Raw genomic sequence first — 13,357 nt, 5'->3', positions numbered from 1 at the left:
GGGGGAACGCCCTTGGAGAGTAGCGAGTTCCTGACCATCTTGGCTGTAGACCCAACTGGTATTGTCGCTGGGTGAAGAGGTGAGAATACGCTGACCATCCTCACTAAAGCTGGGGGAATGCCCTTGGAGAGTAGCGAGTTCCTGACCATCTTGGCTGTAGACCCAACTGGTATTATCGCTGAGTGAAGAGGTGAGAATGCGCTGACCATCCTCACTAAAGTTGAGGAAATGCCCTTGGAGTGAAAAGAGTTTCTGACCATCTTGGCTGTGGACCCAGCTAGTATTATCGCTGGATGAATAGGTGGAAATGCGCTGACCATTGTCACTAAATCTAGGGAAACCCCCTTGGAGTTTGTTAACCTGCATGACCTGATTCACAGCCTGTCGTAAAGAGAGAATAGGACTCACTGCAGGATAGTTCTTCAGCTTAGGTTGCTCCTTATTCCTCAGATTTTCTGGCACCTGGTTCCTTAACGCCTGACCTAGCTCCAGAGCTTCTAACAAAATTTCAATTTCAAAAAAGCGTTCTGGCTGATATCGCAGCAAGTTAGCACTCCGACGTTCGAGCTCCACACCGACTTGAGTTCTGGCTAAATCTTGATTTGCCTGGACGATATCTGCTTCAGCCTGAACTCGGGCCGCTCGGGCCGTAGCCGCCGCTGCATTAGCCTGTTCCTGTTCTGTTCTTGCCTGGGCAACCAACTGCTGAGCCTCACTCACCTGCTTATTAGCCGCTGTCAACTCCTGCTGAGCTTTCGCCTCAATCGTTTCAAGTTCTGCCTCTGCCGCATCTACAGCCTGTTTTGCTGTTGCCTCTGCCTGCTTTGCTGTTGCCTCTGCTCGCCTCGCAGAAGTTACTGCCTGTCTAGCAGTACTTTCTGCTTGTTTTGCCTCAGCGGTGTCAGCCCGAGCACTGGCTAGGGTTCTCAAGGCCACTCCACCTCCTACCAACGCCAGAAAAATAACCGTAGCTGATCCAATAAAGCTAATCCCTAAACGATTTCGTACTTTTTTGTTAGTCGCTTCCAAAAGCTCATTGGCTTCTTGCTGAGCGACCAACGCCACCTGCATTTCCTGCACATCCAGCTCGCGGCTAGCCGCCAAAAACTCATAATCCTGGGTGCTCAGACTTTTGCCAATGGCCCAAGCTTGGGCATCGGCTAAGGCTCGCCCTCGCAACAAACGCGATTCATCTTGACGATCCGCAGCCAGCCACCCTGAAATCGATTCAGCATAGGGCCGCAGCCGATCTAAAGCCCGATTAACCCAGTCTTCATTAAAAACATTGCGATAAATCTGGTTATAAACCTTGAGCTGTCCCTGATGGGCCACCACCAGCCCCGACAGCCGCAGCTCCATATGCTCTGGGCTACTGTCATAGGGCAAACTCCCCTGCTGCAATATCTGTTGATATACCCCCAACAACAGACCCATCTTATTATCATCCTGCAACAGTCTGGCCTGAATCGTCCGCAGATGATCCTGGTCATCCTGAGCTTCCCAGTTACTGATTATCCGCTGCTGCACAATCTCATCCAGCGTTTCCGGGGGCAGCGACACTCCAGATTCGCTATGGCTGCTGACCAGCTGACACAGCTTCTGGGTTAAAAACGGCTGCCCTTCGGTCCAGGTTAAAATCCGTTGCACTACGTCATCGGGGTTAGCCACATGGGTTGATAACGCCGCTATTAGCGGCTGAGCTCGCTCAAAACTTAACCCTTGCAGCTCAATTGGGTAGCCAACATTAAACGGAGTGCGGGTTTTATCCTGCACCAAATCTGTTGGAGTGGCCACACCCAACAACACAAAGGTTAACCGCTTGTAGGCCGAGTTATCCACCCGCTGGTTATAACAGGCCCGCAGAAAGGTAAACAGATCATCGGTGGGAAAGTTGAGACTGAGCACACTGTCAATTTCATCGATAAAAATGACAATGGGGTCAGTAATCTCCACTAGCAAAACGGACTCAATAAATTCCCCCAGCTGTTGAACCGGGGTGAGATATTCATGCTCGCGTAGCCACTGGCGCAGATTGATCGGTTGAGTCGCTTCAAAGCTGCTGGCCAAACTGCGAATCAGTCCCGCATACCAGCGAGACGCGTCCACCTGCTGACTGCCGATGCGGGTAATATCGATGGCAGCACAGCCATAGCCCTCTGCCTGTAACCGCTGCATTGTTCGCACCCGCAGGCTTGATTTGCCCATTTGTCGAGAGTTCAGCACATAGCAAAACTCTCTAGCCACAATTCTTTCGTAGAGGGCGTCATCGGCGGCACGCTCGACATAGGTAGACGCATCTGCCGCCAAACTGCCGCCGGTTTGAAACACATCTGTGGCACCAAAGGATGAATGACTCATTGGCCTAACCGATCGCTAAAATATTGCCGATATAGATTGCAACGGGGGCTAACGGTATTACCCTCCAGGTTTACCAGCCCCATACTGTGCAGTTGAAACGCTTCTACTGAGTCCAGCCGTACCGGACTGTCTGTGGCCACAATCCGTTTGACTGCCTCGGCTAACTCAGGACGTTGTTCTAAATTCCACAGGTGCCGTCGCAAATGATCACCATAGGGACCGGATTCTGTCGGGGCTGACTGCAGCAAATCGGCCAGGGTCATATCCTGTCGAGCCAGGTTGTATAGGGCCACGCGCACCAAATAGGGATGCCCGCCAATCATGGCTTGGATAGGCCGTAAATCATCCGCCTGCCAGTTCAACCCATGACGCTGGGACAGGTCCTCAAACTGGTCTGGGGTAAATTCCGGCAGTTCAATAGCTAATCCCACATTAAAGGGGGACTGGTTGATGTTCATCGGAATATACACTTCGGTGGAATGGACCACCACCAGCCGCAGCTTTTTCCAAATATCTCGGTTTTTGCCATCTTCGTGCCAGGCCCGCAACATACCAAAAAAGTCAGAGGCAATTTCTGGATGCTGAAATACTAGATCCACTTCGTCCAGACCCAGAGCCAACGGTTTATCTAGATCCGCTAGTAAGTACTCTTCAAAGTAGGCAGTGCAGTTATCCTTGCTGCCAAAGAAACCATCCCAATAGTCATTGAGCTTATTGGGACGTTTTAACCGCCGTCCGACCACCGCACAAAACCACTTGAGAAACTGATCGAGATCCTTAAAAATTTTGCTGTCCGCGATCTGAAAGCTGAGGGGCACTTTGACACAGCCTTCTGCCTCTGCATGGTGCAAAATGCGCGCCATCAAGGAGGTTTTGCCCATTTGTCGGGGCGCTTTGATGCGAATCAAGGCTCCTGGTTTGACAATGGCTTCGTAACACCGTTTTTCAATGGGAGGGCGCTCAATATAGAACTTTGAGGCCAGGTCAACCTGCCCGCCGGGGAGTTCCGGCTCGGCCACGGGTAAGGGCGGAGTTTCAGCGGTTTCAATCACCGCAGGCGCAGGCGTTAATTCCTGAGCACCCGCATCCACAAGTGGGGGAGCAACGTTTTCCCCAATGAGCTCCAGAATTTCCCTTAGCAACCGAGCCGTATCCTGTTCTGACTCCCAGTGCCCCTGCTGAATCCGCTGGAGATAGCCCCGCAGGTCGTAATTCAGCGGGGCATCCATGGGCAAATTCACCCGAATCGGCAAGATCACAGGCCGACCCTGGGTATCGTGCAAATGCTTTGCCTGCCGTACTTCTTCAATCACCATCTCACTGGTAATCGACTGTGGCGAAAGTAACAGGATGAAATAATCGGCTTGCTCCAGTGCCGTGTTCACCCGCTGGGGCCAATTATCCCCAAGGCGAATGCTGGCTGCGGCCATAAATACCTCATGGCCAGCCCCACTGAGTTGAGCATGAAACTGCTGTGCGATCGCAACATCTGGTTCTCGACTGCGATAGCTAATAAAAACCTGGGTTTTGGGAGGATTAGCCTGCATGATTCAAAGCAGCAAAGGAATTAGCGGATTTGCACCAGCCACCTAAAATTAGCAAACCTAAAATCAAAATAAGCTGAATTTTATACTTTCTATCTACTCCGTGATTTAACTGAATGATCTAGAACTGACTACCGATGATAGCTAACTATCGTCGTGACTACGAATGGAAACGCCAGCAATATCAGGACTGGGGCATCCCAGAATATTGGATCATTGAACATCCGCACCGTGCTCAAGTCACGGTCCTCACCCTGGTTAACAACATTTACCAAGAAAAAAATCACACAGGCCAACAACTGCTCAAATCAGTTGTTTTTCCTGACTTAACCATTACTGCCCAAACAGTGTTGAACACGTAGAACACTCAATCAAGCTTTGGTAATCGGCACCCCATCCCAGGCATTGAGGGCAATTAACAAGCTCGTCAGCGGTATCACTATGGCCAGGGGCGACAGTGCCAACGGCAATACGCCCACGGTCAGCAGCGCCAGACCGATGCGTGCCAAAATCACACGGCGAGGCAAGGAACAAGGAGAGGCCCACTGTAGCAGGGTCACCCCAATCAGAAATAAAGCAATACCCCCGCAGAGGACCGTACGCTGTTCGGCAATAAACCCATGTTCTGAGTTGGCCTCGATGGCAAACTGAATGCCAACACTTGTGGCCACAATGCCCATAAATGCCAGCACATGACTGTAGCCGTAGATATAGGCGCGAAACAAGGCCAGGCGACCACCGCGTAACGCTTGATTGATTGTGGTTTCATCAGCCCGCTCAAAGTACATCCACCATAGACTAACGGCCATTAAAAATCCGCTGACCCCGGTTAAAATTGCGGCCCACTGCCAGTCTGTTTGAGAGACTCCTGTCCCCACAGAGACAATCGCTTCTCCCAACACAATGATGACGAACAGACCAAACCGTTCATCCATGTGGGAATTTTGGGTGGGAACAGAGCGAATGGTGACATAGGTGATGGGGCCATTGCTAATTTCAATGGCGAGGGCAATGGCCCACAGCAAAAATCGAGCTGGTTCGGGAACAGCAATTGAGGTTAGCCAAAACAAAAATGCAATTGAGAAACTAATCGTGTAGCGAGCTGTGAGTTCTCTCGCTTCGGGTAAAAACCGCCAGGCCTGGATATATAGCCAAATAATCACCAGCCGCAGCGCCGTGTAGATGATGGCAAACCGCTCTGAGTGACCGTGTAATACATCTTCAATGGTAAGTGCCATGACTACCATGCCTAGCATGATGCCAAACATGGTCAACCGATAGAAACCATCTTCTACATCAAATTGATCGGCATAGTAGCTAAAGTCAATCCAGAGCCACCATACGGGAATAAATAACCCGGCAAAACTGGCGATACCCCACCAGCTTAAATTGCTATGGAGAACATGGGCCAGTTCTGCGATCGCAAAGACAAATACCAAATCAAAAAACAACTCTAGCCAGGTGGCATGGCGTGATTGTTCGCGGTCTCCGGCACGGTGCAGCCTTAACGGTCGAAATGGACGATGAGACATCAGTATGGTGAGATGACAGAATCATCGCTCACCATACACCAAAATATTCGCACCTTCTTTGACCAGCAGGCTTAATTATCTGCCGTACTACCTTCATCAAGGCCAAAAGCAACTCTGAAAACAATTGGATCATAATATTCACGAAATAGCTGGATCTGGCCATCGACCACATGAAAAAGCCCGCCATAACGTTGTTCATAGAGTCGTCCGGTGGACAGAATATCGACCACACCGCGCCACTCAGCAAACACCATAGTCGGGTCTGCCATCGGATAAAACACCAGCTCCTCGGTAAAATTAGCCCTGCCGCTAATCTCAGGCCAGGCAGCATAGTGCTGAAGCAGATGATCTCGCCCTTCTAACCGCTTTGGAAATCCCTCGGGAGAGAATGGCATATCCTGGACCGCATCCTCAGCCCAGACAGCGGCAAAGGCATCCATATCTTTAGTTTCTAAGCTGGTGAGAAAATCCCTCACAGTTTGCTCAGTCTGCTGCTGTTGCCGATAGCTACTCGGCTCAATTTTGCTTCTTTCTGACGCCAGGGTAACCAGCCTGCGATCGCCAACCTCGTCTACCAGATTAAAAGTCATGTGGGTAATTTGCCACTGGTCTGCCTGTTTGACAAAGCGGTATTCATATTGACCAGTCACCTGCCAAAAGCCTTCCCCCAGGTAGTGTTCGGCGATGACATCGGCAGTGGCAGTGGCCCGAGCGTCTGCTAGCTGCACTTGAATGTTAGAAATATCGTGATAGGTCTGGTCAAAACCGGGAAGCACACCAGCCCAGGCCATCATTAAACTCTCTGGTGTGTATGTCTGCACCTCTCCACCCCATAGCGACCTATAGTCAACCTGGATCTCATCTGCGTAGAACGTTTCGATACGCACAAAGTCGTTTTGGTCGGCAAAGGTAGCAACACCGTTGATCATCGCTGAGATCGCAGCCTTATCCATCGCTTGGGCAGTTGCAGTTGAGGCTAGATTTTGGGAGAGTGTGATTGCTGGAGAACTGTGAACAACTGCAGGGGTGACAGCGGTGACAAAGACAGCCGCCAGGGCTCCAAAGAACAGAGATTTCATGGCTAACTCCTAGAGAAAGGTTGATTCAAAGGTCATCCTTTAAGCCAGCTGTCCGCCAGTCACATCCAGATCCATGCCATTGATGGCGGTTGCCTCATTTGAAGCCAAAAACATGACGGCCTCAGCCATCTCTTCTGTGGTCATGATCCGAGGCGTGACAAAGTTAGGGGCCATTTGCTCATAGGTTAACCCTTGATATTCAAAAGAACGCCGCAGCATGGGAGTATCCACCGCGAGTGGTGAGATGGAATTAATGCGAATATTACGCCTGGCATTAGCGGTGGCGGCAGCTTTCGTCAGACCGATAACACCATGCTTACTAGCATTGTAGTGGGGGGTGTTGGCAAAGCCTCGATGCCCAGCAACAGACGCCATATTGATAATGATGCCGCTACCCTGCTCAATCATGATAGGTAGCTCATAACGCATGGAGTAAAACACTCCGTCCAGGTTGGTGGCAATCATGTCGCGATAGTTGGCAAGCTCCATGTCCTGAATTTCAATCGGGGTCATGAAGATACCCGCATTGTTGAACGCGATATCCAAGCGGCCATATCGTTCAACGGTGGCATTTACAAACTGTTCTACCTGCTGTGGGTCGCGCACATCCGATTGCATATACGTAGCTTCTCCACCGGCAGCCCGAATATCGCTTTCTACCTGCTGTCCCAGATTGGCCCGACGTCCGTTAAAGGCCACCTGAGCCCCAGCTCTGGCAAAGGCTTTGGCCGTTGTTTCACCGATGCCAGAGGTTGCTCCAGTAATCAGTACCACCTTGCCGACAAATCTCCCGTCTGGATTAGCGGCAGCAGGTTCAACTGGATTGAGGGTATTAGCGTTAGCCTGACTGGCAGCAACAGTAGCCATGCCAGCAACGGCAGCGGTACCTGTCGCCAAAATCTTGCGACGATTGATATTAGCCATAATCTTCTAAAGACTGGGTGCAAAGACTGGGTCCGTCTCGATCCAGGTGTTTTTAATTGTTAATGACAGTTAAATGTTACAAACGTCATTACTCAAAAAACTAGGAAGATATTGCTATCTTTTTAGTACAATCTTGCGGACATAGCTGCCAGGAGTTGTTCCTACCTGACGTTTAAAGTGCCAGCCAAAGTGGCTATGGTCGTAGAATCCGGTCATTTCGACAACGGTGGCGATGGAGAACCCCTGGGCTAAAAGCTTTCTGGATTGGTCGATGCGTAGCTGGGTTTGATAGGCCCCAGGGGTAATCCCCACCGTTTTTTTAAACACACGGCAAAAATGAAATCGACTTAAGCCTGCGATCGCAGCCATGTCTTCAAGGGAAATATCATCGGCATAATGGCCATGGAGATAATCGCGAGCTTGCTCCACTGCTGGGTGACCTGACTTAATGGATGAGACAGTGGTTTGGTTCGAGGCATAGTGTGCAATCAAATAGATGAGAAACTCCCACAGTGCCGTCTCTTGCTCAAGTTTGGACGGGTGTCTACCCGACTGTAGATTTAGAAATAATCGATTTAACTCAGGGTCAGTGATTAAAACAGCTGGAAAAAAAGGCTCGCTGCTGGGCCGGTTGGCCATTTCTGCCGCCGCTTGCTGTAGCCACATCGGCTCGATATGGGCCATGGCAAAATGAGCCGGGTTTGGTAGAAAAGTGCGATCGCTGGGCGCATGCACCTCACCAGAATGGATGATGCTTAAACTGCCTGGAGGAATCGCCTGGTAAGCACCACGATAGAAATACTCACCCTGACAGTCAAAGCTCAACCCAAACTGGTATTCGACATGGGTGTGCTTGGGCAGGGGGTTAATGCCGCCGGGGGTGTATACATATTTCTCCAGCAGTATGCCATCGGACTGGCACGCCTGGACAGTGACTTGGGCTGCTTTAGATGGCATATCATTACTTTTGGTTACGCCCGTTTTTGCAGATTTTTGCCAATTTGCCAACCCCGCTTGAGACTGGGACAAGATCTCAGCCATCCCTTAACTGTTGGCTGCTGTTAAATTTGACTGTTAAGTTTGAAAGAACTCTAAAAAATGGCTATTGCATCATCATCTCGACATATATTCAATTCCCATGGAACAGGTGGCCAATATTTATGACAGGTGTGGGTAAAGCCTATGAAAATGGCTATGCTGAACGCCTCATGAGAACCATTAAAGAAGAGGAGGTTGACTTGTCAGACTATCGCAACTTTAATGAGGTGTATAACAGAATAGAAGAGTTTTTAGACGAGGTGTATATGAAGAAGAGAATTCATTCTTCTTTGGACTGTATGACACCCAGCGAATTTGAAACAAAGTGGAGGGCGGAATAGTCGAGTGTCTCAGATTGATATATATGAGTCCAGACTCGATGTCACCTGATTTTACCGTCCAAAATTAGGGGTGCATTTCAGTTGTTTGTGCCAGTCATCCGTCAGTTTATTCTGGACCATGTAATAGAAGCTATCTTCGCTTGATACTATGGATGGACTGTTGTCAATACATAATTCTTATATTACTAAAAGTTATCTCGAAAATACTTAGGCGTGATACCCACCAAGCGCTTAAAATGGTAAGTTAGATGACTGTGATGAGAGAAACCAAGATCTTGAGCTATGCGAGCAATTGAAAGATCATGATTATTAAGTAGTTGTTTGGCTCGGCTAATTTTGCATCGAAGAATGTATTGATGAGGTGAAATCCCAACAGTTTTTTTGAACATAGTAGAAAAATAGTTTGGTGTCACATTAGCTAGTCCAGCTAGCTCAGCCAGTGATATATCTTCGCAAAGGTTATCATTGATATAATCAATAATTTTTCGTACCTTGATCTTTGATGGGTTGCCGCAGTGCCTTACATACTCTGAACAAGTTGTGTAGTTCTTGATAAGATACGCAATCATTGTTTCTATCAAAGTGTCAATATAAAGTTGATTCACTTCTTTCATAGATTCAAGCTCTTGCTTGAGCGCTAATCCAATACCATACAAAAAGGAATCGGGTTTGGCAAAGTGAGGAATGAGGTAACTTTCACGTGAATTCATCAGTCTAAGAGCACTGCTTTGGAAGAGATTTGCATCTATACTGAGAAGGATATAGCAATGCTCTGCGTACCAACGAGCTCCATTTTCAACATTAGCTGGCACTATAATAACGTCCCCTTCTCTCAGTTGCTCATACTTCACTTGGTCACCTAGTCTCTGTTCGTACTGAGTTTCTCCGTCAACTTCAGTGTTAATTATAATCAGATGCTGCTGAGAAAAATGTTGAGGAACTTCGCCAGGAACACTTTTTCGATATTCGCAATAAACGCCGTTCCATTCAGTATAGTTGCTGGATATTAAAGACTGATTTTGCAGGATTCTTCGATTCTCATTTTCTTTCGCGAAGTTTACTCCGTTCGGTAGATGCATATTCATTTATATTTCTTTGAAATTATAGTTCTCTGACAATTGCCTTCGCTGAAAATAGTGAATGCAACCATCTACGTGCTTACCTACAGGGCTTTGTTGCACAAATCGGTCGATAGGAGGCTGCGGAGGGTAGAGAGAGCTTGGTAAGTTGTAGTTACCACAACAAATAACGAAACCTATGACATCTCACTACAAGCTTCGCAACTGGTTAGATTATAACGCTAGATTAGTTAGCCGAGGTAGCCTTCTCGTCTGACTAGAGGAAGATGTTTTAGCCACATGGAAGAATACAGAAAAGACAGGCAAACCGGGCGCATTGGATACGTACAGCAACTTAGCGATAGAGACCCTACTGACGCTGAAGTCGGTATATAGACAGAAGCTACGTCAGACTATTGGGTTTGCCCATTCCTTGTTCAAGTGGTGTGGTTTAAAGACGGTCAATTTTAAGTAAGAATGAGTTCGTAAATTATTGTAAAGGAGTGAATATCCCCCTTTTCGGCCTTGTATAACCAGCAGTGTTGTTAGCACTGGAGGAGGCTATGAACCATCTTCCTTATCCCTCAGATTTAGGTAAGAATGGGTTCGTGAATTATTGTAAAGGAGTGAATATCTCTTCTTTCGTCCCTGTATAACCAGCAGTGTTGTTAGCACTGGAGGAGGCTATGCCCCGTCTTTCTTATCCTTCCGATTTAAGCGATGACGAATGGGACTTGATTAAGCCATTAATTCCCGTCCATCAAGGTGTCGGTCATCCTCAAGAAGTCAACTTACGAGAGATCGTGAATGCCATTTTGTATTGGGCCGATAACGGTATCAAATGGCGTGCGATGCCCCATGACCTGCCCAACTGGTCAACCGTCTACGATTATTATCGTCGTTGGGTCAAGATAGGCTTGTGGGACCAGATGAATGAGCACTTGGTAAAGTTAGTAAGACTCGCAGAGGGGCGAGATGAGCAACCGAGCTTGACAAGTATTGATAGTCAATCCGTGAGGACCTCAGAGAAGAAAGGTCCTGACCAAGGGATTGATGGCCATAAGTGTGTCAAGGGTCGTAAGCGTCATACCGTTGTTGACATCTTAGGCATGGTGTTAAATTGTTTTGTTAGTGCCGCCAATATGGCGGATATTAAAGCAGCAGTAGCAGTGTTAGAACCTGTATTAGAGGCCTATGTGAGGCTTGAGAAAGTGTTAGCGGACCAAGCGTATAATAGGAATCTTAGGAGAGCTGATAGAACACGCTCATCATCGTATTCTAGAAGTCACAACAAAACTAGGAGAGGGGTTTGTCCCTGCTCCATATCGATGGGTCGTCGAGAACACCCAACTACAATGCCGTCATCCGCTTCAAGCTGAGTTCTGCCCCTATCGTTGGAATTGAAAAGCTGTTACGGCTAGTGGCCTTAGTGGACCAATACCTGACAGCCCAGTCATCTACCCACGAGGAATGCGAGTCATGTATGTCCGGCAATCCACCCTACAGAAGGTTAATCACCATCAAGAATCGACTCGTTTACAATACGACTTGGTTAATCAAGCTCAACAGTTGGGATGGCCATTAGACCAGGTTTTAGTCATTGACGAGGATTTGGGAAAATCGGGAGCAAGCGCAGAAGGGCGTACTGGATTTCAACGTCTAGTCACCGAAGTCAGTCTTAACCATGTAGGGTTAATTCTAGGCATCGAGATGTCTCGTCTGGCATGCTCGTCCAAAGACTGGCATCAACTTTTAGAAGTCTGTGTCCTCTTTAGAACACTGATAGCAGACCTCGACGGTCTGTATGACCCAAGTCAATACAATGACCGGTTACTACTGGGTCTCAAGGGCACGATGAGTGAAGCTGAGCTCCACATCTTAAAACAACGTATGCTCATCGGTAAGCTTAACAAAGCGCAACGAGGAGAGCTGCGGTTTGACCCACCGATTGGATATCTGCGTCGACCGTCGGGTGAGATTATTTTGGACCCCGATGAACAAGTTCAACAGGTTGTTCGCTTAATTTTTCGAAAGTTTCAGGAAATTGGTACCCTCAATGGGGTGCTTCGGTATTTGGTAAGTCAGGAAATTCAACTGGGTGTCAGAGTTCGTATCGGTAACAACCGAGGAGAGTTGGAATGGCACAAACCTAACCGAATAACCTGGCAAAATATGCTCAAAAATCCAGCCTATGCAGGTGCCTATGCCTATGGTCGGCGTCAAATAGATCCGCGTAAGAAACAACTTGGCAAACCGAGGACGGGTCGTGTGGCCAGTGCGCCAGACGATTGGCATGCCCTTATCAAAGACCGGTTACCGGCTTACATTTTTTGGGAACAGTACCAACAAAATTTGGAACAGTTACGAGCCAATCAATCTCGGGCCGAAACCATCAGAGCTGCCCGTCATGGGTCTGCGTTGTTATCAGGTTTGTTAGTCTGTCAGTTTTGTGGCTGTCGCATGACCGTCCACTATAGTGGTCACGGTCAGACCCATGAATATGTCTGCAATCGCTTGCTCAGCGATTATGCGGGACAACAGTGTCAGCGAATCCCTGGGCAAGCCTTGAATCAATTTATTACCACGCAGGTCTTAGCGGCGTTGAAACCTGCCGCCTTAGAACTCTCCCTCCAAGCTGCAACCCAATTGGAAACAGCTCGTCAAGAGCTGGACACCGTTTGGCAGCAACGGTTAGAGAGAGCCACCATTGAGGCTGAACGCGCGGGTCGTCACTATCAACTTGTAGAACCTGAAAATCGTCTAGTCGCGCGACAACTCGCTAAAGCGTGGGAAGAAAAATCGACAGTACAGCAACAATTACAGGAAGAGTATCAACGATTTTGCCAACAACAACCTTGTCAATGGTCGACTGTAGAACGCACGGCTATTGAACAATTGGCCCATGACATTCCAAAACTTTGGGACGCTTCTACAACAACTCAAGCCCAGCGTAAAGAAATTATTCGTCAAGTGAAAAAGTCAAGGTGACCATTGAATGGACAGGCGGTGTGGTGACTGAGCATCAAACCATTCGTCCAGTGGCCAGGTGAGCATCTCTGAGTTTTTATCCTCAATTGTGTGAGCGTTTCGCACCCTAGTGACAGACGGGTTTAATGCGACTGAAATTGCGAATCAATTGAATCAAGAAGACGTTCATCCGCCGAGGCATCACACGCCCTTCAAAGCTGCCGGGGTACTCCAGCTAATGCGTCGGTTGGGGATATATCAACGCCAACCGAAGGGAGTTAAAACAGAGAGCTTAACTGAACATAAGTGGTGGTTACCCGATTTAGCACGGACCCTTGAAGCCCCAGACAGTACATTGTACAAATGGGTAAAACGAAGATGGTTACAGTATCGAAAGCAGTCTGTCTCGCCCTATCGACTGATCATTTCGGCGGATGAAGTAGATATTCAAAAAGCGATATCTTGAGCAATCGGGTGGGCAACGCGGAGTTCCTCGCCAGGGAGCGGCTCTCCTAC

The 13,357-nt window shown here is 48.4% G+C and carries 11 protein-coding genes and 2 pseudogenes; 6 read left to right on the top strand and 7 right to left on the bottom strand.

What is annotated here, in order from left to right:
- On the bottom strand, window positions 1-2,358 hold a 2,358-nt coding region (locus N836_RS42040), incomplete at its 3' end, for an AAA-like domain-containing protein (protein WP_023070548.1).
- Entirely contained in the window at window positions 2,355-3,905 is a 1,551-nt protein-coding gene (locus tag N836_RS42035) for an AAA-like domain-containing protein (RefSeq protein ID WP_023070547.1), read from the bottom strand. The genes N836_RS42035 and N836_RS42040, both read right to left, overlap by 4 nt.
- A 134-nt stretch (window positions 3,906-4,039) precedes the next feature.
- On the opposite strand from N836_RS42035, the gene N836_RS42030 reads away from it, so the two are divergent.
- On the top strand, window positions 4,040-4,264 hold the full coding sequence (locus tag N836_RS42030; RefSeq protein ID WP_023070546.1) for a Uma2 family endonuclease: 225 nt from the start codon (window positions 4,040-4,042) through the stop codon (window positions 4,262-4,264).
- Between the two features lie 9 nt (window positions 4,265-4,273).
- On the opposite strand, the gene N836_RS42025 is transcribed toward N836_RS42030, so the two are convergent.
- The 4 genes from N836_RS42025 to N836_RS42010 all read right to left on the bottom strand — a co-directional run bounded on the left by N836_RS42025 (window position 4,274) and on the right by N836_RS42010 (window position 8,394).
- Window positions 4,274-5,434 (bottom strand): low temperature requirement protein A, encoded by a 1,161-nt coding sequence (locus N836_RS42025; RefSeq protein WP_023070545.1) that lies wholly within the window; start codon window positions 5,432-5,434, stop codon window positions 4,274-4,276.
- Window positions 5,435-5,505: 71 nt separating this feature from the next.
- Complete coding sequence (locus tag N836_RS42020) at window positions 5,506-6,513, bottom strand: nuclear transport factor 2 family protein (protein ID WP_023070544.1); 1,008 nt, start codon at window positions 6,511-6,513, stop codon at window positions 5,506-5,508.
- 39 nt (window positions 6,514-6,552) lie between these two features.
- Window positions 6,553-7,437 (bottom strand): SDR family NAD(P)-dependent oxidoreductase, encoded by an 885-nt coding sequence (locus N836_RS42015; RefSeq protein WP_023070543.1) that lies wholly within the window; start codon window positions 7,435-7,437, stop codon window positions 6,553-6,555.
- Between the two features lie 114 nt (window positions 7,438-7,551).
- Window positions 7,552-8,394, bottom strand: coding sequence for an AraC family transcriptional regulator (locus N836_RS42010; protein WP_161634921.1), 843 nt, complete (start codon window positions 8,392-8,394; stop codon window positions 7,552-7,554).
- A 197-nt stretch (window positions 8,395-8,591) separates the two neighbouring features.
- On the opposite strand from N836_RS42010, the pseudogene N836_RS78120 reads away from it, so the two are divergent.
- Window positions 8,592-8,816 (top strand): annotated as a pseudogene (locus N836_RS78120) (integrase core domain-containing protein); the annotation flags it as partial.
- 185 nt (window positions 8,817-9,001) lie between these two features.
- On the opposite strand, the gene N836_RS42005 reads toward N836_RS78120, so the two are convergent.
- On the bottom strand, window positions 9,002-9,901 hold the full coding sequence (locus tag N836_RS42005) for a helix-turn-helix transcriptional regulator (RefSeq protein ID WP_023070540.1): 900 nt from the start codon (window positions 9,899-9,901) through the stop codon (window positions 9,002-9,004).
- 172 nt (window positions 9,902-10,073) lie between these two features.
- Between N836_RS42005 and N836_RS74345 the strand changes: the two are divergent.
- From N836_RS74345 to N836_RS77370, 4 genes and pseudogenes are all read left to right on the top strand, one after another.
- Window positions 10,074-10,328: pseudogene (locus N836_RS74345) on the top strand (transposase); the annotation flags it as partial.
- A gap of 232 nt (window positions 10,329-10,560) precedes the next feature.
- On the top strand, window positions 10,561-11,253 hold the full coding sequence (locus tag N836_RS42000; RefSeq protein ID WP_023070539.1) for an IS5 family transposase: 693 nt from the start codon (window positions 10,561-10,563) through the stop codon (window positions 11,251-11,253).
- 100 nt (window positions 11,254-11,353) lie between these two features.
- The gene (locus tag N836_RS41995) at window positions 11,354-12,862 is read left to right on the top strand and encodes a recombinase family protein (protein ID WP_023070538.1); all 1,509 of its coding nucleotides are present in this window, start codon (window positions 11,354-11,356) and stop codon (window positions 12,860-12,862) included.
- A 109-nt stretch (window positions 12,863-12,971) separates the two neighbouring features.
- Entirely contained in the window at window positions 12,972-13,307 is a 336-nt protein-coding gene (locus N836_RS77370) for a hypothetical protein (protein ID WP_023070537.1), read from the top strand.
- The last annotated feature ends 50 nt before the right edge of the window (window positions 13,308-13,357 follow it).

Source organism: Leptolyngbya sp. Heron Island J (genome assembly GCF_000482245.1).
GTDB lineage: Bacteria > Cyanobacteriota > Cyanobacteriia > Phormidesmidales > Phormidesmidaceae > Leptothoe.
Note: the sequence above shows the minus strand (reverse complement) of the source record. Positions and strands in the feature narration are given on the sequence as shown.

Excerpts from the sequence above, each read along its gene's own strand:
- N836_RS42030 (WP_023070546.1), top strand. The coding sequence starts at position 4,040 with ATGATAGCTAACTATCGTCGTGACTACGAATGGAAACGCCAGCAATAT.
- N836_RS42010 (WP_161634921.1), bottom strand. The coding sequence starts at position 8,394 with ATGCCATCTAAAGCAGCCCAAGTCACTGTCCAGGCGTGCCAGTCCGAT.
- N836_RS42020 (WP_023070544.1), bottom strand. The coding sequence starts at position 6,513 with ATGAAATCTCTGTTCTTTGGAGCCCTGGCGGCTGTCTTTGTCACCGCT.
- N836_RS42025 (WP_023070545.1), bottom strand. The coding sequence starts at position 5,434 with ATGTCTCATCGTCCATTTCGACCGTTAAGGCTGCACCGTGCCGGAGAC.
- N836_RS42005 (WP_023070540.1), bottom strand. The coding sequence starts at position 9,901 with ATGAATATGCATCTACCGAACGGAGTAAACTTCGCGAAAGAAAATGAG.
- N836_RS42000 (WP_023070539.1), top strand. The coding sequence starts at position 10,561 with ATGCCCCGTCTTTCTTATCCTTCCGATTTAAGCGATGACGAATGGGAC.
- N836_RS41995 (WP_023070538.1), top strand. The coding sequence starts at position 11,354 with ATGTATGTCCGGCAATCCACCCTACAGAAGGTTAATCACCATCAAGAA.
- N836_RS42015 (WP_023070543.1), bottom strand. The coding sequence starts at position 7,437 with ATGGCTAATATCAATCGTCGCAAGATTTTGGCGACAGGTACCGCTGCC.
- N836_RS42035 (WP_023070547.1), bottom strand. The coding sequence starts at position 3,905 with ATGCAGGCTAATCCTCCCAAAACCCAGGTTTTTATTAGCTATCGCAGT.